20 protein-coding genes and 1 pseudogene are annotated in these 23,207 nt (G+C 71.9%); 12 read left to right on the forward strand and 9 right to left on the reverse strand.

Annotation, left to right across the window (positions count from 1 at the left end; translation table 11 throughout):
* The first annotated feature begins 228 nt into the window (after nt 1-228).
* Nucleotides 229-1,359 carry a DUF4037 domain-containing protein gene (locus tag FF041_RS09875; RefSeq protein WP_153522117.1) on the forward strand — a complete coding sequence of 377 codons (1,131 nt, stop codon included), beginning with the start codon at nt 229-231 and terminating at the stop codon, nt 1,357-1,359.
* Between the two features lie 219 nt (nt 1,360-1,578).
* A complete protein-coding gene (locus FF041_RS09880) occupies nt 1,579-2,643 on the forward strand; it encodes a cobalamin-independent methionine synthase II family protein (RefSeq protein WP_153522119.1) in 1,065 nt (354 codons plus the stop codon).
* A 73-nt stretch (nt 2,644-2,716) separates the two neighbouring features.
* Here FF041_RS09880 and FF041_RS09885 read toward each other — a convergent pair whose 3' ends face one another.
* The 5 genes and pseudogenes from FF041_RS09885 to FF041_RS09905 form a co-directional block, all read right to left on the reverse strand.
* Complete coding sequence (locus FF041_RS09885) at nt 2,717-3,613, reverse strand: transketolase family protein (protein WP_153522121.1); 897 nt, start codon at nt 3,611-3,613, stop codon at nt 2,717-2,719.
* A gap of 35 nt (nt 3,614-3,648) precedes the next feature.
* A complete protein-coding gene (locus FF041_RS09890) occupies nt 3,649-4,404 on the reverse strand; it encodes a thiamine pyrophosphate-dependent enzyme (RefSeq protein WP_153522123.1) in 756 nt (251 codons plus the stop codon).
* Nucleotides 4,405-4,561: 157 nt separating this feature from the next.
* Nucleotides 4,562-5,657 (reverse strand): annotated as a pseudogene (locus FF041_RS09895) (response regulator).
* Nucleotides 5,650-5,877 (reverse strand): hypothetical protein, encoded by a 228-nt coding sequence (locus FF041_RS09900; protein WP_153522167.1) that lies wholly within the window; start codon nt 5,875-5,877, stop codon nt 5,650-5,652. The pseudogene FF041_RS09895 and the gene FF041_RS09900 overlap by 8 nt, the downstream one beginning before the upstream one ends.
* Before the next feature lie 240 nt (nt 5,878-6,117).
* A complete protein-coding gene (locus FF041_RS09905; RefSeq protein ID WP_194291982.1) occupies nt 6,118-6,672 on the reverse strand; it encodes a DUF3841 domain-containing protein in 555 nt (184 codons plus the stop codon).
* A gap of 290 nt (nt 6,673-6,962) precedes the next feature.
* Between FF041_RS09905 and FF041_RS09910 the strand changes: the two genes are divergently transcribed.
* Both FF041_RS09910 and FF041_RS09915 read left to right on the forward strand, forming a co-directional pair.
* Nucleotides 6,963-7,415: a VOC family protein gene (locus FF041_RS09910; protein WP_153522171.1), complete on the forward strand. Its 453-nt coding sequence runs from the start codon at nt 6,963-6,965 to the stop codon at nt 7,413-7,415.
* A gap of 119 nt (nt 7,416-7,534) precedes the next feature.
* Nucleotides 7,535-8,077, forward strand: coding sequence for a hypothetical protein (locus tag FF041_RS09915; RefSeq protein ID WP_153522173.1), 543 nt, complete (start codon nt 7,535-7,537; stop codon nt 8,075-8,077).
* 27 nt (nt 8,078-8,104) lie between these two features.
* On the opposite strand, the gene FF041_RS09920 is transcribed toward FF041_RS09915, so the two are convergent.
* Together FF041_RS09920 and FF041_RS09925 are read right to left on the reverse strand one after the other, a co-directional pair.
* Entirely contained in the window at nt 8,105-10,000 is a 1,896-nt protein-coding gene (locus FF041_RS09920) for an ABC transporter ATP-binding protein (RefSeq protein WP_194291985.1), read from the reverse strand.
* Nucleotides 10,001-10,184: 184 nt separating this feature from the next.
* Entirely contained in the window at nt 10,185-13,019 is a 2,835-nt protein-coding gene (locus FF041_RS09925) for an ABC transporter substrate-binding protein (protein WP_153522216.1), read from the reverse strand.
* Between the two features lie 401 nt (nt 13,020-13,420).
* Here FF041_RS09925 and FF041_RS09930 point away from each other — a divergent pair, with 401 nt between their 5' ends.
* From FF041_RS09930 to FF041_RS09945, 4 genes are all read left to right on the forward strand, one after another.
* Nucleotides 13,421-14,716 carry a glycosyl hydrolase family 28-related protein gene (locus tag FF041_RS09930; protein WP_194291983.1) on the forward strand — a complete coding sequence of 432 codons (1,296 nt, stop codon included), beginning with the start codon at nt 13,421-13,423 and terminating at the stop codon, nt 14,714-14,716.
* A gap of 204 nt (nt 14,717-14,920) precedes the next feature.
* Nucleotides 14,921-15,130 carry a ferredoxin gene (locus FF041_RS09935; RefSeq protein ID WP_153522179.1) on the forward strand — a complete coding sequence of 70 codons (210 nt, stop codon included), beginning with the start codon at nt 14,921-14,923 and terminating at the stop codon, nt 15,128-15,130.
* Nucleotides 15,120-16,493: an NAD(P)/FAD-dependent oxidoreductase gene (locus tag FF041_RS09940; RefSeq protein WP_153522181.1), complete on the forward strand. Its 1,374-nt coding sequence runs from the start codon at nt 15,120-15,122 to the stop codon at nt 16,491-16,493. Before FF041_RS09935 ends, FF041_RS09940 begins: the two co-directional genes overlap by 11 nt.
* Nucleotides 16,494-16,526: 33 nt before the next feature.
* Nucleotides 16,527-17,747 (forward strand): cytochrome P450, encoded by a 1,221-nt coding sequence (locus tag FF041_RS09945; RefSeq protein WP_153522183.1) that lies wholly within the window; start codon nt 16,527-16,529, stop codon nt 17,745-17,747.
* Nucleotides 17,748-17,852: 105 nt separating this feature from the next.
* Here the strand turns inward: FF041_RS09945 and FF041_RS09950 are convergent, their stop codons facing one another.
* Nucleotides 17,853-18,770: an AfsR/SARP family transcriptional regulator gene (locus FF041_RS09950; RefSeq protein WP_323391548.1), complete on the reverse strand. Its 918-nt coding sequence runs from the start codon at nt 18,768-18,770 to the stop codon at nt 17,853-17,855.
* Nucleotides 18,767-18,964 (reverse strand): hypothetical protein, encoded by a 198-nt coding sequence (locus FF041_RS09955; RefSeq protein WP_153522185.1) that lies wholly within the window; start codon nt 18,962-18,964, stop codon nt 18,767-18,769. Before FF041_RS09955 ends, FF041_RS09950 begins: the two co-directional genes overlap by 4 nt.
* A 182-nt stretch (nt 18,965-19,146) precedes the next feature.
* On the opposite strand from FF041_RS09955, the gene FF041_RS09960 reads away from it, so the two are divergent.
* Genes FF041_RS09960 through FF041_RS09975 form a run of 4 tightly spaced genes read left to right on the forward strand, consistent with a single transcriptional unit; the run spans nt 19,147 to nt 23,207 of the window.
* Nucleotides 19,147-19,725: a DUF4255 domain-containing protein gene (locus tag FF041_RS09960; RefSeq protein ID WP_153484078.1), complete on the forward strand. Its 579-nt coding sequence runs from the start codon at nt 19,147-19,149 to the stop codon at nt 19,723-19,725.
* Nucleotides 19,722-20,456, forward strand: coding sequence for a carboxypeptidase-like regulatory domain-containing protein (locus tag FF041_RS09965; RefSeq protein WP_153522187.1), 735 nt, complete (start codon nt 19,722-19,724; stop codon nt 20,454-20,456). Before FF041_RS09960 ends, FF041_RS09965 begins: the two co-directional genes overlap by 4 nt.
* A 10-nt stretch (nt 20,457-20,466) precedes the next feature.
* Nucleotides 20,467-22,731, forward strand: a complete 2,265-nt coding sequence (locus FF041_RS09970; RefSeq protein WP_153522189.1) for a phage tail sheath C-terminal domain-containing protein — start codon at nt 20,467-20,469, stop codon at nt 22,729-22,731.
* Between the two features lie 20 nt (nt 22,732-22,751).
* Nucleotides 22,752-23,207, forward strand: a complete 456-nt coding sequence (locus tag FF041_RS09975; protein ID WP_153484082.1) for a phage tail protein — start codon at nt 22,752-22,754, stop codon at nt 23,205-23,207.

The following is a 23,207-nucleotide window of genomic DNA, read 5'->3' on the forward strand; positions in this document are numbered from 1 at the left end:
GCGACGGAATGATCGGACCGTGGCCCGGACAGACGCTCCGGCCCCCCCGGGGATCATGGCCGCGAGCACGGCGCTCAGCCCGCCGACACGCGGAGCCGCCCGTCGACCCGCGCGGCGCCCTCCGCGCAGGGCCGGTGCGCGAGGCCGGTGCGCGCCACACGACTCCGGCCGCGCCGCGTCACCCGAAAATCGCTGGCCCCCGGAGCGCTCGCTCAGCAGAGTGATCGCATGACGAAGCCCGGTCCCGCCTTCCTTCCCGGACTCACGCTGTCACGGATCCTCTACGAGGAGGCGGTACGGCCGATCCTCGACGGGGCGTACCCGGGACTGCGGTACGCCGCCGCGCGGGTCGGTCCGGGCTCCGAGGTGCTCGGCTTCGACACGGAGCGGTCGGCGGATCACGAGTGGGGGCCGCGACTGGATCTGTTCCTCGCGCCGGACGACGTCGCCGCGCACGGAGCCGATCTGCGCCGGCTGCTGTCGGACCGGCTGCCGAAGCAGGTGCGCGGCTGGCCCACGCACTTCCGGCACCACGACCCCGCGGACCCGGTCGGGTATATGGAGCTGACGGACGGCCCGGTCGACCACCGGATCTCGGTGGACCATGTCGGCGGCTGGCTGAGCGCCCGGCCCGGCCTCGCTCCCCTCGTACCCGAGTCGGCCGAAGTGACGGTCGCCGACTGGCTGGCGATGCCCCAGCAGACCCTCGCCGAGGTCACCGGCGGCGCGGTCTTCCACGACGGGCCCGGCACGCTCACCGCGGCACGCCGGCGGCTCGCGTGGTACCCCGACCAGCTCTGGCGCCATCTGCTGGCCTGCCAGTGGCAGCGGATCTCCCAGGAGGAGGCGTTCGCGGGCCGGTGCGCGGAGGTCGGCGACGACCTCGGATCCGCGGTCGTCACCGGGCGGCTGGTACGCGATCTGATGCGGATCTGCCTGCTCCTCGGCCGGCGGTACGCCCCGTACGGCAAATGGCTCGGCAGCGCCTTCGGCCGGCTGGCGGTGGCCGAGCGGCTGACGCCGTCGCTGCGGGGCGCGCTGGCGGCGGAGGCGTACCCGGAACGGGAACGCCATCTGTGCGACGCCTACGAGACCGTGGCCGCCCTGCAGAACGGGACGGGGCTCGCCGAACCGGTGGACCCCACGCGCCGGCGGTACCACAGCCGGCCGTACCAGGTGCTGCGCGCCGACCGGTTCGTCCAGGCGCTGCGAGAGACGATCACCGACCCGGAGGTGAGGGCCCTGCCGCTCTCCGGGAGCGTGGACCAGTGGGCCGACAACACGGACTTCCTCGGGCGGCGAGGGCCCCGGCGTGCCGCGGTCGACGCCCTTGTCGGGCCGAGTCAAGGCAAACTCTGAATTGATCAACCGATCGAGTGAATTCCTCGCTCTCTCCACCGCCGGGATCCGTCCCCGGTCCAACGGGCCGGATCGTGTCCCTCGCCCGGTCGCCCGGCGGTGACCTGCGGCGATCCTGGTTCTGCCGCCGCCCCGGCCGTATCGCCCGGCAGATCCGGACCGACGGGCACTCCTGTCACAGCCTTGCCGTTGGGGAGAGCCGTTTTCTATCGTCCGGCCATGACCATCCCCACCGAACCCATAGGCAGCATCCCCCGGCCTCCCGCGCTGCAAGCCGCCCTCGCCGAACACGCCCAGGGCCGGTTGAGCGACGCCGATCTGACCAGGCTTCAGGAGGAGGCCACGGCGGAGACACTGGCCCGGCTGGCCGAACTGGGCAGCCCTCTGGTGGTGGACGGAGAGCAGGCCAAGCCCAGCTTCGTCACCTATCCCCTCTCCGGTCTCGGCGCCCTCGACCCGCACGGCGCCGTCATCCCCTTCGAAGACGGCCACACCCGGCAGCTGCCGTGTCTGACCGGAGGCCCCTTCCGCTATCAGGTCAACGCCGCCGAATATCTGCGCACCGCCCGGCGCCACACCGACCGCCCCATCAAGCAGGCGGTCATCGCGCCCTCCGCGCTCAGCCTGCTCTACCCCGCCGAACCCATCGACGGCTATCCTCGCGAGACCTTTCTGAGCGACCTCGCCCATGAGGCCGAGGCCGATATCCGGGGCTGTCTGGACGCGGGCGCGGACCGGGTCCAACTGGACTTCACCGAAGGCAGGCTCTCGCTCAAGCTGGACCCGAGCGGCGCTCTGCTCGACGATTTCATCGCCCTCAACAATGAAGTGCTCGGCCGGTTCTCGGAGACGGAGCGAGCCCGCCTCGGCGTGCACACCTGTCCGGGCGGGGACCAGGACTCCACCCACAGTCTGGACGTCGACTACGCCGGTCTGCTGCCCAAGCTCTTCCAGCTGAAGGCCGGCAACTTCTATATCCAGCTCGCCGGCGAGGCGGAGCCCGAGCGGGTGCTCCGTATCATCGCCGATCAGCTGCGGCCGGGCATCCGGGTGTTCATCGGAGTGACCGATCCGATCGACCCCGCCGTGGAGACCCCGGAACAGGTACGCGACCGGGTGCTGCTGGCGGCCCGTCATATCCCGGTGGAGCAGCTCGGCACCTGCGACGACTGCGGGTTCTCGCCGTTCGCCGACGACACCTCCACCTCACGCGAGCTCGCCTTCGCCAAGATCGACGCCCGCCTCCGGGGAACCGCTCTGGCCGCCGAGGCGCTCGGACTCTGACCCCCGCCCGCCGTTCCCCCTGCCACCCGGTCCGCAGGGGGACACGGCGATGGTCACTTCACCCCGGGTCGGCTCAGACGGGCGCGGGGAGCCAGGCGGTGATGCGGTCCCGCAGTGAACGGGGGTCCAGGCCGTGTGCGGCGATGTGCTCGTGCTGCTCGCCGTAGTTGCGGAGCTCCTCGCGCGCCACGCCCAGTCCCAGGATCCGGTGCGGGACATCGTGCAGTGCCTCGCTCACGAAGGGGGCCGAGGTGTTCGCGAGATACGGCTCCACCAGGACGACATCGGCCGCTGCCCGGCCGGTGAGGGCGGCACGCAGCGCGGGGGTGTCGAAGGGGCGCACGGTGGCCGCGTACAGCACGGTGACGTCCAGGCCCTCGACGGCCTTGAGCGTATCGTCCAGCACCGGTCCGACCGCTATCACCACCGGTCCGGCGCCCTCGCGGACCGTGAGAAAGCGTCCCGGGCGGATCGGGCGGGCCGCGCCGTTGCTCTGGGCCGAGAGCCGGAGGTAGACCAGGTCGTCGCCCGCCATCGCGTCGCGCAGCAGCGGTTCGACCTCGTCGGGGTGGCCGGGGATATGGACCGTCCAGCCCGGCAGTGTGTCCAGCAGCGCCACATCGCCGGGGGCCATATGCGTACGGCCGCCGGCCGGCCAGTCGTAGGACGCGTTCGCGCTGACCAGGACCGCTCCCACGGCCTGATGGCCCAGGTCGAGCTTCACCTGCTCGAAGGGCCGCTCGATCAGGAAGCTGGCGAACGTGTGGGCGATCGGGCGCAGACCGGCCAGGGCCAGGCCCCCGGTCGCCCCGACCAGCAGCTGCTCCCGGATGCCCACATTGATCACGCGGTCGGGATGGGCGCGGCTCGCGTCCTGGAATCCGTCGGAGGAGATGTCGGCGAGCACGACGACGGCGCGGGGGTCCTCGTCGAGCAGTGCGGAGGCGGTGGCGATGAAACGGTCACGCATGGCGGTGGCTCCTGGGCGGTTCGGTGCTGGACGGGTCAGTTCTTGGGTTCGACGACGGCGACGACCGCGTGCGGCCGTCCGGGGTGAGGCTGGGTGAAGGCCCGGTGCAGGGCCTCGTGGTCCCGCCCGTCGACGGTGACGGCGGACCAGCCGGCGGCGCTGAAGCGGGAGGCGATCCCGCCGCTCCAGCCGTGGGTTGCGGACTGGTTGTCGATCACCACGGTGTGCAGCCGGTCCAGGCGGGCGGCGCCCGCGTAGGCGAGGGCCTCGTGGTTGCTCCCCTCGTCCAGTTCGGCGTCGCCGATGAGCACCCACACGGCCGGGTCGGACAGCCCTCGGGCGCGCAGCCCCAGTGCGGTGCCCACCCCCATCGGCAGTCCGTGGCCCAGCGAACCGCTGCCGATCTCCACCCCCGGGATCAGGGTGCGGTCCGGATGGTGGCCCAGGGGGGAGTGGAAGCGCCCGAAGGTGGGAAGCACGGCAGGATCGATGAAGCCCTTCGCGGCGAGGATGGCGTAGTAGGCCATCGGGCCGTGGCCCTTCGAGAGCAGAAAGCGGTCGCGGTCGGGGGCCTCGGCGGTGTCCGGGGAGACCCGCAGCACCCGGTCGTACAGCACCCACAGCGTGTCGAGGGTGGAGGTCGCGGCGGGGCCGTGCTTCTCGGCGCCGTCCATCAGGCTCATCAGCGCGGGCAGTTCGGCCCAGCCGATCGTGCTGTCAGGGGAAGGGGAAGGGGAGGGGGAAGGGGAGGGGGAGCGGAGGGAGATGAGGTCTTCACTGGTCGAGGTCATGAGGAACAGCTTTCAACCTCAAGTGCACTTGAAGTCAAGTGGGTTTCTGATCGGGTGGGGACGGCGCTCGGTACGGGGGTATCCGCGGAGGGCTGTCAGCCGCCCGGCTCCGGCTCCGGCCGACCGGGCCCCGCGGAGCCGCCCCGGTCCCCGGAGCTCACCGGTCGGCCCAGCGGCGTTCGAGATGGATCCCGGTGAACACGGCGACCTTGGCACGCAGCACCCATGGATCGAAGGGCTTGCCGATGTAGTCGACCGCGCCCGCCGCGTACCCACGGGCGGAATGCTCCGGGTCCGCCCCCATCGCGGTGAGGAAGATGATCGGCACATCGCGGGTGCGAGGCCGGCGTTTGATGTGCGCGGCGGTCTCGTAGCCGTCCATGTCGGGCATCTGGACATCCATGATGATCACCGCGAAATCGTTGTCGTCCAGCAGTGCCTTGAGCGCCTCCCGCCCCGAGGAGACCGCCACCAGCTCCTGATCGAGCGTCGACAGCACCGCACTCATGGCGAGCAGGTTGTCCGACTGGTCGTCCACCACAAGGATCTTGGGCAGGCGCTGCGCGTTCCGGGGAGCGACCGGCAGCGCGGCCGGTCTGCTGCACCCGCTCGATGGCCTCCAATTGGCGTTCGAGGAGCTCACACCGCGCTTCGGCCTGATCGCGCCGCTGCTCCGCCGTGACCAGGTCCGCGGCGAGCCGGGCCGCCTCGTCCCGCAGAGCGTCGCGTTCCCGCAGCAGCTCGGAGACGTCGGGGCGGGCCGCCGCCAGCAGATCCGCTCGTTCGCGCTCGGCGCTCCACTCCGCTTCCAGCTGGCTCAGACGCACCTCCAGATCGGCGATGCGGTGCTTGCGGTCCAACAGCGCGTCTCCCAGCACGTCGCCGCGCGCGGTGGAGCGGCGTGAGACCCGGTCGGCGTCGGCGAGTTGCCGCTCCAGCACCTCCACGGCGTGCTTGGGCGAGGCCCCCGTCGCGACGGCGGCGCGGTGCAGACCGCGCAGCAGCTCGATGGCCTCGGGGGTGGCGACGGTGCCACGGTGTTCGGCGAGATCGGTGAAGAGATCCATCACCACCTCCCAGGGAGGTACCCGGGTGCCGCTCAGATAGCGTGAGAAGGTCCCGGGATCCCGGATACGCCGCGCCGCGTACCGCCGCACCGACACATCCAGCCCGTCGAACAGCTCGCGCAGCGCCTGCGCCAGCGCCCGGGACTCCTGCGTCAGATCCTGGGCCAGCGGCCGGAGCTCACCCACGGGCGTCCCCGTCCTCCGCCCCGGCCCGCTCCCGCGGCCGATCGCCCGCGACCAGCCGGTCGAAGAACGGCACGGCGAGCCCGGCCGCCGCCAGACCTGCCAGCACGCTCCGGGCGGCTCCGTCACCCGCGAGCGTGCTCAGCACGCCTGCCGTCACCCCGGCCAGGGCGGAGAGCAACAGCACGAGGGTCGCTCTCAGCGACAGCAGTGAACGGTCCATCACGTCCCCTTCCATTCCCCGCCGCCAGGCGTCGGCGGGACGCCGGGCCACCCGGCGTATCCCGCGGGCGGTGAGCCCCAGCATGGAGCCCGGGGGAGCCGTTGCGCTCGGCGACCGCCGGATCGGCAACGTTGGCCGCGTTGCCACGGGACGGGGCTCGTCCCGCAACGCCTGCGCCGCGACGCGGACGGACCGTGCCGAGCAGCGGCCGGCCGACGGACCGCTTCCGCCGTGGCGCGGTCAGCGGCCGGGGTTCGCGGTGGGGCGGGGCCGGCAGCGGGTGACGGTGAGGACGTCGTTCGCCGTGAGCTCGGGGAGACACGCCTGCACCCAGTCCCGTCCCAGGGTGAATACGCCCTCCCAGGTGGACTCCGTCTCCTCGCGCATCAGGGCGGGAATCGAGCCGTCCGGGCCGGCGCCGCAGTGGTCGGGCCAGCGCCGCTCCCATGCCGACTGGCGGGCTTCCCACTCCTCGTCCGGCCACAGCGGGTGCATGTTGAGGACGGCGTGCCAGGCGTCGTACGAGGAGAGCACGGCCCGGTCGGCCCGGACGCGGGCCGTCAGCACCGCCGTCTCGGTGGGCTCGTCCGCCAACATGGAGACCAGGCCCCGGCGGGAGACACGGGCCCACGCCCACACCGGCGAGGCGTCCGGAGGCATGGGGAGACCGAACCGCTGTGCCATGCGGTGGGCCATCCACGCGTACGACCGGGTGAATTCGGGCGTCGCGGTGGCGGTGCTGCCACGCAGGACGCCGGTGCGGCGCAGCTCCTCGTAGGCGGCCGGTGACTGCACGGTACGCAGCGTCAACTCCCCGCCGCTCAGGCGGCGGTCGAGGCGGCCGGGGGGAACAGCCTCGGCGGGAGGCGCGCACGGGAGGTCGTCCCAGGGCGGGAGCGGGGAACACGCCGGCGGGTGGGGTGTGCGGGGGAGGGGCAAGGGCATCCGTTCTCGGTGTGCGACGGCGCTGGGCCGTCCGTCCCTCCAGGAAACCAGATGCACCCGGAGTGCGGCTCCATCGGCCCGGGGCACGGCGCTGGACGACGGGTTGCGGCTGCGTCCAGGTAACCCGTACAACCGTTTGCATGGCACTGAACTGGAAGCTCGTCATCGACAGCGACAACGCGGCCGTGCTCGCGGATTTCTGGGCCGCCGCGCTGGATTACACGGTGGAGGACCCCGACGCCCTCATCGGGCAGCTCCTCGCCGCGGGTCACATCGGCGAGGACGCGGTCACCGAACACGGAGGCCGCCGGAGGTTCCGGGGCTACGCCGCGATCCGGCACCCCGAGGACCCGTTCGACGAGACGAGCGGCATCGGCCGTGGCCGCCGGCTCCTCTTCCAGGACGTGCCCGAGAGCAAGACCGTCAAGAACCGTCTGCACATCGACGTCCACGCCGAATCCGAGGGGCTCGACCATCTGGTGGCGAGACTGGAGTCCCTGGGCGCCACCCGGGTACGGGAGGTGGACAGGGGCCCGGCCGGACACTGGTGGATCATGCTGGACCCCGAGGGCAACGAGTTCTGCGCCGCATAGCCCGGGGCGGCCCTCCGGCGGCCCAGCGACCTCCCACGGCCCAGTGACCTTGATCATGACAAACTGCGTCCTCCGGCCCGGCGTTCGACGCCGGGTGAGTCTGTCGCAAGGGTGGGGTCATGAGAGGGCTGAGAAGTTCGATGACGGCGAGCGTCGTCGCGGGGACGCTGCTGCTCGCGGGGTGCGGGGGCACCGCCGACAGCGCTGAGCGGCCGTCCGCGGGCGAATCGTCGGCGTCCGCTTCGGCGAAGCCGTCGCCGAAGCGGATGCCGTCCAGGGACAAGGCGCAGAAGCGGGAGAAGTCCAGCGAGGAGGTGCTGAGCGACTTCCGCGCCGCCGCGGAGGGCATCGGGGAAGAGGTGATCGTGCACGACTTTCCCAAGGAACGCGAGGGCTGCCAAGTCATGGTCACGGTGCTGTCCCGGAACCGCCTGGGCCGGGCCGAGGTGAAGCGTGTCGGCGACCGGCTCCAGCAGCGAGGGTGGCAGGGAGAGGGTCTGGTAGACGGGATGGGGGACGAGCTGGCGGGTCTCATCACGGAGTCCGGTGTGTGGTACGGCACGCTGACGGCGAGCCGGTTGCCGGAGAAGGCCAAGGCCCAGGCGGGCCCGAACGAGTGGGGGTTCCTCCTCGATGCGATCGGGCGGTGCGGCAAGCCCTGATCGCGCCCCGCTGAGCACCGGCCCCGTTCAGACCCGCACCCTCTCCCCGGAGTCCGCTCCCTCGGATTCGGCCGCCGTGAACTGGGTGCGGTACAGCTCCGCGTACCGCCCGTTCTCCGCCAGCAGCCCCTCGTGCGTGCCGCGTTCCACGATCTGCCCGCCCTCCACCACCAGGATCTGATCGGCGGCGCGCACCGTCGACAGCCGGTGGGCGATCACCACGGCCGTACGCCCCGACAGCGCCTCGGTGAGCGCCGCCTGTACCGCGGCCTCCGAGGTGTTGTCGAGATGAGCGGTCGCCTCGTCGAGGATGACGACCCGCTGACGGGCCAGCAGCAGCCGGGCGATGGTCATACGCTGCCGCTCGCCGCCCGACAGCCGGTATCCGCGCTCGCCGACGACCGTGTCGAGCCCGTCCGGCAGCGATCGCACCAGCTCCTCCAGCCGCGCCCGGCGCAGCACGCCCCACAGCTCGTCCTCCGTCGCCTCCGGCCGCGCGAGCAGCAGGTTCTCGCGTACGGACTCATGGAAGAGGTGCCCGTCCTGGGTGACCATCCCCAGCGTGCCGCGCAGCGACGCCGCGGAGAGATCCCGTACATCGACGCCGCCGATCCGCACGGCGCCCTCGTCCACGTCGTACAGGCGCGGAAGCAGGGAGGCGATGGTCGACTTGCCCGCGCCCGACGATCCCACGAGCGCCACGGTCTGCCCGGCCTCGGCGCGGAAGGAGATGCCGCGCAGGACCTCGTCACCGCCCCGGGGGTCGAGCGCGGCGACCTCCTCCAGCGAGGCGAGCGACACCTTGTCCGCGGAGGGGTAGGCGAAGCGGACGCCCTCGAACTCGACGGCGACCGGCCCCTCCGGCAGTTCCACCGGGTCCGGCCGCTCCTCGATGAGCGGCTTGAGATCGAGTACCTCGAAGACGCGCTCGAAGCTCACCAGGGCGCTCATCACCTCCACCCGGGCCCCCGCGAGCGCGGTCAGCGGTGCGTACAGCCGGGTCAGCAGAAGAGCCAGGGCGACGACCGCGCCGGGCTCCAGGGCGCCGCGCAGGGCGTAGTAACCGCCGAGACCGTAGACCAGCGCGAGCGCGAGCGCGGAGACCAGGGTGAGAGCGGTCATGAAGGTGTGCTGCGCCATCGCGGTCCGGACGCCGATGTCCCGGACCCTGGCGGCCCGCGCCGCGAACTCCGACGACTCGCTCCCCGGCCGTCCGAACAGCTTGATCAGGGTGGCCCCGGGTGCGGAGAAACGCTCGGTCATACGGGTCCCCATCGCCGCGTTCAACTGCGCGGCCTCACGGTGGAGCAGAGCCATCCGCTTCCCCATCCGCCGTGCGGGCACGATGAACACCGGCAGCAGCACCAACGCCAGCAGGGTGATCTGCCACGACAGGGTGAGCATCACGGCAAGGGTGAGCAGCAGGGTGACGGTGTCCCCGACGACCCGGGAGAGGGTGCTGCTGAAGGCATGCTGAGCGCCGATCACATCGTTGTTGAGACGGCTGACGAGCGCGCCGGTCCGGGTGCGGGTGAAGAACGCCACCGGCATCCGCTGCACATGGTCGAAGACCGCCCGCCGCAGGTCGAGGATCAGATCCTCGCCGAGGGCGGAGGAGAGCCGGCGTTCGAGGAGGCCGAGTCCGGCTTCGGCGACCGCGATCAGTGCGATGAGCGCGGCGAGCCGGATGACGATCCCCTGCTCGCCGTGGGACACGATCGTGTCGACGACCTGTCCGGCGAGCACGGGCGTGGCCACCGCGAGCAGCGCGGTGAGGATGCTGAGCAGGACGAACTGGAGGATACGGCGGCGGTGGGGCCGTGCGAAGCCCACGATCCTCCGCAGGGTGGCGCGGGCGAAGGGCCGCCGTCCCTGTTCGGCGTTCTTCATGTGGTAGAGCTGGGTCCAGGCTGTGGTCTCCATGGTCATGGGGGAGACGGTAGGACCTCAAGCTCCCTTGAGGTCAAGGGTGCGGGACGCGCCGCCTATCACCGGGCGATCTCGTCTCCTGGCCGGAAGCAGCCGGGGTCCCGTGACGCCCGGAGCGTCCCCGCGACCCGGCGAGCCCTGCCCGCGAACGGCAGAACGGCAAGGCCCGCCCCGGCCGTCAGTCCTCGGGCTTCACCGCGCACTCCTTCACCGACAGCGGGCGCGCGTCCCCGGCGATCCTGCTGCACAGCACACGGGACGTGGGCTTCCCGTCCGGTGTCCCCTTCACCTCCTTCAGCGCGATGCTGTGCCCGCTCCGGTCGGCGTACGGCTTGGCTCCGGTGAGATCGATCGTGCCGGTGGCCATGCCCCCGAGCTTGACCGTTCTGAGGTGCACCCAGGTCGCGGCGCGGCTCTGGGGGGCGCCGTCGCGGCTGGCGGCCCGGTAGAGGGTCTGCGTCGCGTCGTGCGCCAGCGCGGTCTGGCCGCTCGCCAGGGCGTGGGTGTCGTACGACACCTCGCCCGAGCCCAGCTTCGGAAGGTATTTCGCGGCGTTCTTGTAGAACATCGTCCGAGGCGCCGCCAGCCGCAGCTCGGCCAGGGTCGAGTGGTACAGCGTCACCGACGGGGCCACGCCCTCCCCGCCGGGCGAGAAGTCCGCCTTGGACAGATCGTCGCCGGTGAGGATCGAGATCCGCTGGCGTGCGCAGCCCGGCTCCGTGTTGAGCTGGGTCATCAGGGGCGCCACATCCTCGGCCCGGCCGGCGAAGTAGATCACCGACGGCACGCTCTCGCCCTGGCAGAACTTCTCCGTGTGCACCTGGAGTTCGGGCCGGCCCGCCCGCACGGCGTACTCGAGCTGGGGCAGCATGGCGTATCCCTGCTTCCGCAGCATCCGGCCCCCGTACTCCGCCTGCTCCTGGGTGTACCGGTCGTCGGTCTTGCGGGTGTCGCGGGCGAGGACCAGCGCATGCTGCCGGGTGCCCGGTTCGCGTAGCTGGGCCGCGATCAGCCCCAGCTGGGCGACCTGCCACTCATCGGTCGCGGCCAGGCTGAACCAGTTGGCGAACCTGCGCGGCAGATCGGTGGCCGAGTTCGTCCCGGACACCACGGGCAGCCACCCGTTCCCCAGCTTCCGCGCGATGTCATCGCTGGTGGTGAGGTTGCGCCCCGCGCCGAGGACGCCGACGACGGTCGGATCGTCCTTCGCGTACGCGGCGATGGCGTCGGCCATCCGCACCTGGTGTCTCATGTCGACCCCGCCGTTGGCGATCAGGACACGGAGCTGGACGGGGCTGCTGTCGTTGATGGCGGCCTGGGCCAGATAGACGCCCGCCAGTTCCTCTATGCCCTTGACGGGGGAGCGGCTGTCGGAGGGGGAGCTGAGCGGCCCGGCGTAGACCACGGTGACATGGTTGTCGGGGTGTTCGGCGAGGATGCTCTCGTTCTCCTCGCGGATGCGCTCCTCCAGCCAGGCCACGCTCCAGGGCGTCTGGTCCCGGGCCGGGGATGTGCCGTCCGAGGTGAGCCAGTCGGCGAAACGCACATCGCCCGTGGCGATCCCTATGCACTCGGTCCCGCCGGGGTCCCCCGGAAGGCGCGCGCTGTCCTGGTTGGCCGTCAGCAGGGACGCCGAGCAGTGCCGTTCGTGCAGCTCCTGGGCGCGCAGCCCGACACCGGTGGCGAGCAGGGCGATCACCAGGAGAAGGGTGTGCAGGGACCACACCAGCCGGGCGGCGGTGGGTTTGGCGGCGGCCTTCACACAGTGCCGCTGCCCGTCGGCGGGCGGCACCAGCCGGTCGCCCGGCAGCGGGACCTTGATCACCCAGGGCAGTTCGGCCAGCGCGCGGCTCGGCGACTGTCCGGCGCGCAGATTCCGGCCCCACTCCTGGTACCAGGTCCACGGGGCCGTGCCGGGCCCCTGGATCACACTGCGCTGGAGCCGCCCCACATCGGCGCCCCGTACGGCGGCGACGATGACCAGCGGGTCGAGTTCGCTGCGCCGGCTCCGTACATCGCTGACCGCCTTGATCAGCTCGATGCCGCCGTTCTCCGCGCTCGCCCGGGGCAGGAACAGCGCGGGCGGGCGCGGCCGTTTGAAGCCGCGCAGATCCCAGCTCCAGCGGCGGTGGTTGTCGCGCAGATCCTCGAAGAGCGCCAGGACGTAGAGCTGGAGCTGGAAGTCGTCGCCGGTCTTCAGCGCCTCCGCCACATCGTGGGCGCGCGCCGCGATGGCGTTCCAGGAACGGGCCGGCCGCAGCAGCGAGAAATCGGTCGGCCGGCCGGGCGAGGGGGCACGGAGGAAGGTCGTGGTCATGAACCAGCGGCTCTCCCGGCGCAGCCAGAGGAATATCGGCGCCCGGCCGGGCAGGATGTTGTCGAGGAGGGTGAGCAGCAGCAGAATGCCGAGGCCGGAGCCCAGCGCCACGGCCCAGTGGCTGCGCGCGAGCAGGGCCGCGAGCACCGCGACCAGGCTGGCGGGGAGGATGTGCGCCATGTCGAACAGGTTCAGCCGGGCGTTCCACCGGACGGAGTCCTTGGGGCGCCAGCGCTGCCGGGCCAGCTGATCGAGCAGACGCTGGGCGGGGTCGGGCGCGCCCCGGGCGACGCCGGAGGCGGAGGGGAGCCGGGGCCAGTCGGCGTCCAGCTCGCCGACCGCGTCCTCGATGGCCCGCACCAGCCGGAGCCGGGGAAAGGAGTAGCGCCGGTAGAGGGACCGGCGTCCGTCCCACCGCTTCGGGTCGCTCAGATCGCGCACGAGCCCCGCGGCCCGCCGCAGCTCCGTCGGGCCCTCCCGTACGTCGGGGGCGACGGCGCAGCGCGTGCCGTGCGCGTCGTGTCCCGCGTACAGCTCCTCGACGAGCTCCACGACCCTGTCCTCATCGGAGCCGTCCGCGCCGGAGACGTCCTCGGCGTGCAGCACCACGACGGGCATGGGCGGACGGCTGGTGCGGAAGTCCCGCACCAGGAATTCGAGCCGACGCTGGACGTCGACGCCCGCCCCCGTCGACATTCCATGCAGCGCCCCCGGACACTGCGGCAGCTCACGATCCTCATTGCGCACGGCCGACCCCCGTTCTTCCGAGCAGGGTTACGACGCTAGCGGGCAGCGGCCCGAGGGGGGAGCTTTCAGGCACTTTCGAACCCACGGGTGTCGTACGTTGAACGACGCGCAGCCGCGCAGGCATACGGGCGTACGGGCCTACGCCGCGACGGCACCGCCGGCCGCCGGTCCGCACGGCCGCGAGGAGCCGTCAAGTGCGGTGATGGCCTCCGTTTCCCGGACAAAAGACGCAGGGGGCTGCCCTGGGGCCGAGGGCGGCATGCATGATCGCATCTGGTCTCCCCGACCCGGTTCCCAGCTGGTCGGGGAGGCCGTCCATCAGCCGTCCCGTAGAAGGAGAGACCCCGCGGGTGTCCCGAGCCGAGAGATCCACGCACCGGAGCGACGAGGGCGGGCTCACCCGCCGGGCGGCCTTCCTGGCGGGCGCCGCCACCGCGGCGCCCGCCGCCCTGGCCCTGAGCGGGGGCAGTGCCCATGCCGCCGAGCCCGTGCCCCCGGCCCGTGGCTGGATCGACGTCACCGACGCCGCGTACGGAGCCAAGGGCGACGATGTCGCCGACGACGGCCCCGCTCTGCAGAAGGCGTTCGACGCCTGCAAGGAAGGCGGAACGGTCTATCTCCCGGCCGGGGAGTACCGCACGGCGCAGATGCTGCACATCAACAAACGGAACATCACCATCCGGGGATCGCACGCCGCGCGCTGGCCGTACCGGGCGGGCGCCCCCTCCTGCATCAAGCCCCATGGCTCCTTCACCGGCAAGGCCCTGCTGCGCATCCAGGACAAGGAGGAGGTCCCCGGCCGCACCGAGGACATCGACGGGGTCCGGCTGGTCGATCTGGCCTTCAACGGCACACGGCACGAGGGCGGCGGAGTGGCCGGCGGCGTCAACGGGCTCTACAGCACCGGCCAGGTCCGGGACCTGCGGATAGAGGGCTGCACCTTCTGGACGTTCACCGGGCACTGCGTCAACGTCGCCCCGTACACCCGGCAGGACGGCCGGAAGAGCTTCGCCAAGGGATGGCGGCTCACCGAGGTGACCTGCTGGAACACCCGGGGCGAAGACGTCAACGGCTTCCATCTGGACAGCCTCACCGACGCACAGCTCACCGACTGCCTCGCCGGGGACACCGCCACCGGCTTCTACCATGTGGCCCCTGGGGACGTCACCTACACCTCCTGCCGCAGCGTCTTCAACCGGAAGTACGGCTACCACGTCGACCGCTACTGCGACGGCGTCATCTACAACGGCTGCTCGACGGACCGCAACGGCTCCGACGGCTGGCTGCTGACCGCACGCGGCGGGAACAACCGGCCCGTGCTGCTCTCCGGCTGCTACGCCCGCCGGGACGGCCACTCCCCCGTCGCTCCCGACACCGGCGCGGGGCTGCGGGTCAAGGGCGCCAGCGCCACCGCACTGCACCCCCCGGTGGTGCTGAGCGGTTTCGTCGCCACCACGGGCGTCAGCGACGAGAACGACGGCCCCCGCTCCCCCGTGCACGGGGTCCACTACACCCAGGGCCGGTTCCTGGGCATCGGCGGGGGCTTCCTGGAAGGCACGGAGGCCGGGCTCTACGACGTACCGGAGCGGCGCGCGAAGGTCGACGCCTCGGTCCAGGTCCAGCGGTACACCGCGCCCCTGCCGTAGGCCCGCTGACCCACCGGGGACCCGAGCCGGGACCGGACCCGGTCCCGGACGGGCCTTTCCCAGCCGCCCGCCGCGCCCGGACACCGGCCTCCTTTCCGCCTGACGGGGGTCCGTCCGCCCCCTCTGGCCCATCCCGGGCCGCGCGGGCCGCCCAGGGGCGGTAGGACGGAGACGACGGAGGGGGGAGGCGAGGAGTGGTTCCGGATGCAGATCGTGGTCGACCTCAATCGCTGTCAGGGCTATGCCCAGTGCGTGTTTCTGGCCCCGGAGGTCTTCGAACTCCATGGCGAGGAGGCCCTGATGTACGAGCCGACCGTCCCCGCCGACCAGCGGGAACGTGTGCGCCGGGCGGTGGCGGCCTGCCCCGTCCAGGCCATTCTCAGCGGCGAGCAGGCGGTCGCCGATGTCCGGTGAGCCGCGCGGCGGCCGGATCGTCGTCGTCGGGGCGTCGCTGGCGGGGCTGCGGGCGGCCGAGACCCTGCGCGAGAAGGGGTTCGCCGGTGAGCTGACCATCGTCGGGGACGAGGCCCTGCCCCCGTACGACAGACCGCCCCTGTCCAAGCAGGTGCTGCTCGGCCGGGTACGCGCGCGGGACGTCGGCCTGCCGCGCCGCCGGGCGGTGGACGCGCGGTGGCGGCTCGGCACGCCGGCCGCCGGGCTCGACACGGCCGGGAAACGGGTGCTGCTCGCCGGGGGCGAGAAGCTGCCCTACGACCGGCTGCTGATCGCCACCGGAACGCGGGCACGCCCCTGGCCGAACCCCGGGGAGGCCGCTCTGGACGGGGTGCTCACCCTGCGCACCGCCGACGATGCGAGCCGGCTGGCCGGGCTGCTGGACGCCGGGCCGCGCCGGGTCCTGGTGATCGGCGCCGGATTCACCGGCTCGGAGATCGCCTCCGCGTGCCGGGAGCGCGGCCTTGAGGTCACGGTCGCCGAACGCGGGCCCGCGCCCCTGGTCGGCGCGCTCGGCGGGACCCTCGGCGCGCTCGCCGCCGCCCAGCAGCGCGCACACGGGGTCGACCTGCGCTGCGGGGTCACGGTCACCTCGCTCAGAGGCGACGGCGGCCGGTTCGCCGGGGCCGAGCTCTCCGACGGCAGCCGGGTCGACGCCGAGGTCGCCGTCGTCGCCCTCGGGGCGGTCCGCAACACGGAATGGCTGGCCGGTTCGGGGCTCGCCGCGGGCCCCCGGGGCGTCGCCTGCGATGCGGGGTGCCGTGCCTTCGACATGTACGGGATCGTCACCGACGACATCTTCGTCGCGGGCGATGTGGCCCGGTTCCCGCACCCGCTGTTCGAGTATCAGATGCTGTCCCTCGAACACTGGGGCAACGCGGTCGCGCAGGCCGAGGTGGCGGCCCACAACATGGTCAGCGCGGGGCCCGACCGGCGCCCCCATCTGGCGGTGCCGGCGTTCTGGTCGAGCCAGTTCGGCCTGAACATCAAGTCCGTCGGCGTGCCGACCTTCTCCGATCAGGTGGTGATCGTCCAGGGCTCCCCGCAGGAGCGGCGGCTGGTCGCGGTCTACGGCTACCGCGGACGCGTCACGGCGGCGGTCAGCGTCAACCGGGCCAAATGGCTGGAGCACTACCAGAGCCTGATCGAGTCGGGGGCGCCCTTCCCGCCCGGGCCCGGCGCGGCGGACGGACCCGGGCCCCCGCTGTCCCCCGTACCCTCCGCCGTCCCGGACCCGGCGGTGCTCTCGCACGGCCCCAGCGTCGCCCTCACCGGCCATCTGCCCGACCGGCGCCTCGCGGTCGTCCACCACCAGGACGGCTGAGCACACAGAGCCCCTTCTCCGACGAGGAGCCCCATGGCCCAGGACACCCTGTTCCGCCGCATCACCGACTACGCGCACCGCGCCGACCCCTACCCCCTCTACGCCGAACTGCGCCGGGCCAAGGTCGCCCGGCAGGAGGACGGCAGCTATCTGGTCGGCGCCTACCACGAGATCACCGCCCTGCTCCATGATCCGCGGATCAGCTCGGACACACGCGAACGCACGGACCCGGAGGGGCCCTTTCCCCAGGACAGCAGCCTGCCGCCGTCCTTCATCGGCCTCGACGACCCCGAACACGACCGGCTCCGCCGCCTCGCCATGCGCCCCTTCGGACCGCCCCACACCCCCGGCCGCGTCGACGCCCTGCACGGCGACATCACCGCCATCGCCCGGGAACTCGTCGCCGGACTCCGGCACAAGGACCGGATCGATCTCGTCGACGACTTCGCCTACCCGCTCCCCGTCACCGTCATCTGCCGGCTCCTGGGCGTGCCCCACGAGGACGTCCCCCGCATCCACGCCTGGACCACCACGGTCATCACCAGCCTCGACATCTCCCCCGGCGAAGACCCGGCCCGGCGCCGGGAAGCGGCCCTGGCGGCCCGCGCGGAGATGGCGCACTACCTCGGGGAACTCGCCGGGAAACGGCGCGGTCACCCCACCGGCGACATGCTCTCCGCACTGGTGAACGACCCCGGCCCCGAAGGCGCTCTCACCCCACTGGAGCTGATGATCAGCTCCGTACTGCTCCTCATCGCCGGGCACGAGACCACCGTCAACCTGATCACCAACGGCATGCTCACCCTGCTGCGCCACCCGGAAGCACTGGCGCTCCTGCGCGACCGGCCCGAACTGATGCCCGCGGCGGTGGAGGAACTGCTGCGCTACGAACCTCCGGTCCACATGCTTCCGCAGCGCACCCCGCTCGTCGACATCGAGATCGCGGGCGCCGTCATCCCCCGGGGCGTCCCCCTGATCCTGGTCCTCGCCTCCGGCAACCGCGATCCGCTGCGATTCGAGGACCCCGACCGTTTCGACCCGGAACGCCCGGACAACCGGCATCTCGGCTTCGGCAGCGGAATCCACAGCTGCTTCGGCGCCCCCCTCGCCCGTATCGAGACGCAGATCGCGCTGACCGAGCTCCTCCACGGGCTCGGCCCGCTCCGCCTGGCCGAGGATCCGCCTCCCTACCGGAGCAGCCCCGTGCTCCGCGGCCCCCGGCATCTGCTGATCGAGCGGGTGGACGGGGGGTGACGGCGGGCCGCGCCGGGCGCACACCGCCGGCGGAGGCCGGCCGCCGCCAGAGGACGGGGGCCGGGGCCGGGCGGGCTCCGGCACCCGGCCCCCGGCGGCGTCACGTCAGCGGGCCGGGACGGAGCCCGCGGACGGGGGAGGGCGCCGCCCACCGTGCGGTGCGGGCAGCGGCAGAAGGTTTTTGAGCGCGAGAGAGGGTTCCAGTCCCAGCTCTTCTCTGAGGATGCGACGGTACAGTTCGTACTGCCGTATTGCCGCGCCTCTGTTGCCGGCCGCGAGATGCGCTTTCATCAGGACGCGATGGGCGCTTTCCCGCAGCGGTTCGGCGCGTACGGCGGCCAGTCCGGCGGCGACGGCTTCACCATGGCGTCGCGTCGCGGTCAGCCGTTCGGCCATCGCCTCCAAGGCGTAGAGCCGGAGTTGATGGAATTGCTCTTGTTCGATCACCATCCATTCGTTCTCCGGCCATTCGGGCAACAGATCGGCCGAAAGGTCCACCCGGGTCTGAGTGGTGAGGATGTCGTCGCAGGGGCGGGAGGCGTCGAGCAGCCGGTGTGCGCGGGTCACCGCGTCGTGCAGGTCGACGGTGATGCGCTCGGTGACCGCCAGCTCCTGAGTGGAGGTGTCGATGATGTGGTGTCCGGTCCGGGCGGCACGCCACAGGGACGATCTGAGGTTGGCGTGGGCGCGTGATGCGGTGACATCCGGCCAGAGCGTGCCGGCGACATAAGTCCGTGTGCGCGGCATGCCCTGAAGCGCGAGAAACGCGATGAGCCGTTGAGCGCTGGAGCATATCGGAACACGTGTGTGATCCACCGACAGAGAGAATCCTTTGAGCAGCCTCAACGTCATCGTGTGAGCTTGTTCGTTCACCGGCTCCCCCCGGGCGATGTCGGCTCGAATGATCTTTTTTGCTCTCGGGGTGCTGGAAGCCATATTACGAACAAAAAGCAAGATCGTGTAGGTCGGGTTTTCTCCGAAGCGCGTCGCAAAGGCGTCACCGGGGCGTCGCGGGAAAGTCACTCGCCCGGTTCGAGCAACTCATCGAGAAAAGCCCGTACGGCCGTGAGGACGTCGTCGGCGGCGCACGCCGCGGAGGGGGCCGCACGGCCCCCGTCGACCGTGCGGATGATGCGCGCGCGCAATCCGTCCCGCCTGCCGCCTTCCACCCACACCCGGAGGATCAGGATGCCGGCGCGCTCCGAGGGGATCTCCATAAAAGGGCAAGGATGCCGCACCGCTGTCACCCGGGCGTTGTCGGCGCGTGTCCCGCGCCGTCGCCCGCGGCGGCGGGAACGGGCCGGTGACGCCGGTGTGACGCACGGGTCGCGGCCCCGCCACGTAGGGATCAGCACCCTGGCGGGCACGGCGTCGTCAGCGAGCCCGGAGGTGGACGCGTATGGGGGACTTCGGTGTCATCGCCGACGTGTCGACGGTCATGGTGGAGACCCTGACGCAGGCGCTGCGCGGGCTGAGCCAGGTGGATCCGCCGGTCGCGGAGCTCAACGACCTCTCCGAGACGGTGCAGACGCCGCCGCCCAAACTCACGGTGTTCCTCTACGACATCGCCGAGCACCCGACCTCGCGCAACCGGCCGCCGGTGCGTTCGCAGCCGCCGGACCCGCCGACCGTCCGCAAGGCCCCGATGGCGCTGCTGCTGCGCTATCTGGTCACCCCCTGGGGCGGTGACCAGGAGACCCAGCACCGGATGCTCGGCCGCGCCCTCCAGACGTTCTACGACGACGCGATCCTGGACGGCGTACAGCTCTCCGGCTCTCTGGCGGCGAGCACCGACGCGCTCCACCTCGGTCTGACCTCGCTCACCCTGGATCAGAAGTCCTGGGTCTGGTACGCGATCCAGAAGCCGTACCGGCTGTCGCTGAACTACGAGGTCCGTGTCGTCAATCTGGACTCGGCCGTCGAGACGGCGGTCAGGCCGGTGCGGAGCCGGATCTTCGGCGGGGCGTCCGCGTCATGAGCCGATTCCTCTCCTCCGAGCTGCCCGCGCTCTACAGCCCGGTCTGGTTCGTGCCCTTCGACGAGCACGCCAGGAGGGTGCGTGCGGCGGGTGTGACCGTCCGGCTGGACCGGTTCGACGACGGCGAGTGGCTGCCCCTGGACGACGCGGCGGTCCGTACGCCCAGTGCGGCCATCGTCTTCCCGGGGCTGGGCAGACGCCGTGAACCGTGGGCGGCCCGGCCGGAGCTCCACCGGGCCCGGTTCGCCGCCGCCGGCTACCAGCCGCTGTACCCGGCCGACGGCCGGCCGTTCTCGGCCGGGCTCATCGGCGTCGAGTTCCTGGTGCGGCCTTACGACGACGCCTGGCCTCCGGGCGGACCGGCCGGGGAGGTCGCGCCCCGGCTGGTCCGGCTGCTGCCCGGCACGGCCTTCCCCTACCCGCCGGGCACCCGCACGGTGCACGGCGTCGTCCGCGCCGCGGACACCGCGGCGCCGGTCGCGAACGCGCTCGTCGAGGCGGCGGGGGAGACGGGCGGGGACCGGACGCCCTGGCGGGAGCGCACCCTGTCCGACGCCACGGGAGCCTTCCGGCTCTCCCTGCGGTGGGAGGGGGCCAGGGACGCCCCCCACACGGTCGACGAGAGGTTCACCCTGCGAGCCGTCGAACGGCCCGGCCGGACCGGGTCGCTGACCGTGCGGCTGCCCCAGGAAGCAGAGCGCCGGCACGTCATCGAGATCCGCGAGCAGTGAGGAGCCGTCCATGGCGGAGTATCTGAGTCCCGGGGTCTACATCGAGGAGACCGACGCCGGGCCACGGCCGATCGCGGGGGTGAGCACCAGCACGGCCGGCATGGTCGGGGTCACCGCCCGCGGGCCGTACACGGGCAAGCCCAAGCTCGTCACGAACTTCCTGGAGTTCCAGAACACATTCGGCGGATTCCTGCCCGAACCGGCCGCGCCCGTCCGCGACGCCTGGGCGAACAACCCGGCCGAAGGCGGCCGGTGGTGGCTGTTCCCGCTCGCGGTCAAGGGCTTCTTCGACAACGGCGGCCAGCGCCTGTACATCAAGCGGGTCGCGAGCGCCCAGGCGGAGCCCGCGTCGGGCGTCCTCGGCCACGGCCTGGTCAGCCCGGTCGCCGCCGACGCGGCGAAGGGCGCGAAGACCCTGGAACTCGGCCACCTCATCGGCTTCGCCGGCGTCGGCCAGCAGATCCAGCTCTTCCGCGGCGACGACCAGCAGGCGATCCACACCGCCGAAGTCGCCGCCTACGACCGGACCGCCCGCCGGATCGAGCTGGACACCGCGCTGCCCGCCGAGGTCAGAGCCGCCCGTGGCGACTACGCCCAGGTCGGCACGCGCGATACGGAGCAGACCCTGAGCTTCTCCGCCGTCAGCCCCGGCTCATGGGGCGGCGCGGTCCAGGTCCGGGTCCGGCCGGTGGTCGGCGCGGCCCTGCCGATCCTGCCCGACCCCCAGGAGGGCGGCCTCTTCATCACCGGGCTGGCCGCCGACGCCGCCGAGGACAGCGGGACCGTCGAGGTCGCCACGGCGAGCGGACTCGACCCCGGCGAGCTGCCCGCCGAGGTCTGGGTGCAGATCGGCGCCGGCCGGTTCACGGTCCAGGTGAGCCCGCCCGCGGACGGAAAGGTCACCCTGACCTTCCCCCCGGGGACCACGCATCCGGCCTGGCGGACCGGCCTCTCGGTGCGCCGGGTGCGCCGGGCCGCCGCGGCAGCGGGCCGGACGCTGCGGATCGGCGGTGCGAGCAGGCTGTACGAGGGCGCGGTCGTCCAGCTCGACGACGGCGCCCGGCTGAGCGTGCTGAACGTCGACACGGTCGCCGCCGACGTCGTCACCTTCGACCGGGACGTACCGGGCACGTACTTCGAGACCGACCGGCTCCATCTGATCGAGGCGGAGGTGGACACCCGGTTCGCCGACCCGGCGGGCGCCGGGGTGACCGAGACCTTCGGCAATCTCCGCCTCACCGGCGACTCCTCCGCGAGTCTCACGGCTGCCCTTCAGGCCCGCTCGCAGCTGGTCCGCGCGACGGCGCTGACCGGTCTGTCCGCCGACCCCGCGAAGTTCCCCGCGCCCGCGACCGGGTCCTGGCTGACCCTGGCGGACGGGGACGACGCCTACGGAAGCCTGAGCGTGGCCGACTTCGCCGGCGCCGACGGCGGCAGCGGCCGGCGCACCGGCATCGTCGCCCTGGAGGACATCGACGAGGTCGCCGTCTGCGCGGTGCCGGGAGTCTGGTCCGGCACCGTCGCATCGGCCCTGATCACCCACTGCGAACTGCTCAAGGACCGGTTCGCGGTCCTCGACCCGCCCGACGGCCTGGACATCGAGGGGATCCAGGCGTTCCGCGAGCCGTTCGACACCAAGTACGCGGCGCTCTACTACCCCTGGCTGGTCACCCGCGACCCCTCGGTCAACCGGGACGTCGACGTACCGCCCTCGGGGCATCTGGCCGGCATCTACGCCCGGGTGGACACGGAGCGGGGAGTGCACAAGGCGCCCGCCAACACCGTGATCCGGGGCATCCGGCTGACCGACGGCTTCGCCCAGGACGTGACCAAACGACACCAGGACCTGCTCAACCCCAAGGGCATCAACGCGCTCCGCTTCTTCCCCGGGCTCGGCCACCGCGTCTGGGGCGCGCGCACCCTGTCCTCGGACAGCTCGTGGAAGTACATCAACGTCCGGCGGCTCTTCCTCTACCTGGAGGAGTCGATCGACGAGGGCACCCAGTGGGTGGTGTTCGAGCCCAACGACGAGTCGCTGTGGGCCCTGGTCCGCCAGACGATCACCAACTTCCTCACCACGGTCTGGCGCAGCGGCGCACTCGCCGGCACCACCGCCGACGAGGCGTTCTTCGTCGCCTGCGACCGCACCACGATGACCGAGGACGACCTGGCGAACGGCCGGCTCATCTGCGTCATCGGCGTCGCACCGGTCTTCCCGGCCGAGTTCGTGATCTTCCGGATTCAGCAGAAGACCCGAGAGTCCCAGCTCGCCTGACCCTCTGAGGAGAGGCCACCATGCCGCCAGTGACCAGGGACGATCCCTACGCCGCGTATAACTTCCAGATCATCGTGACCAATGTCAGCGACGACGGGGTAGCGGTCAGCGGGTCCTTCACCGAAGCCAGCGGTCTCGAACTGGAAGTCCAGCCGATCGAGTACCGCAACGGCAGCGAGGACATCACGGTCCGCAAGCTCCCGGGACTGAAGAAATTCAGCAACCTCACCTTCAAACGCGGCGTCACCGGCCATGTCGGCTTCTGGAACTGGGTGGTCGAGGCGCTCAACGGCCAGGTCCGGCGCACCTCCGGCTCGATCGTGCTGCTGGACGAGAACCGACAGGAGGTCATGCGCTGGAACTTCGACCGCGCCTGGCCGCTCAAGTACACCGGCCCGACGCTGAACGCGACCAAGAACGAGATCGCCATGGAGACGCTGGTGCTGGCGGTCGAGAAGCTGGAGATCGACGCCTGA

Origin of the sequence: Streptomyces jumonjinensis (assembly GCF_009600885.1) — a bacterium.
In the GTDB taxonomy this organism is placed as follows: Bacteria; Actinomycetota; Actinomycetes; order Streptomycetales; family Streptomycetaceae; genus Streptomyces; species Streptomyces jumonjinensis.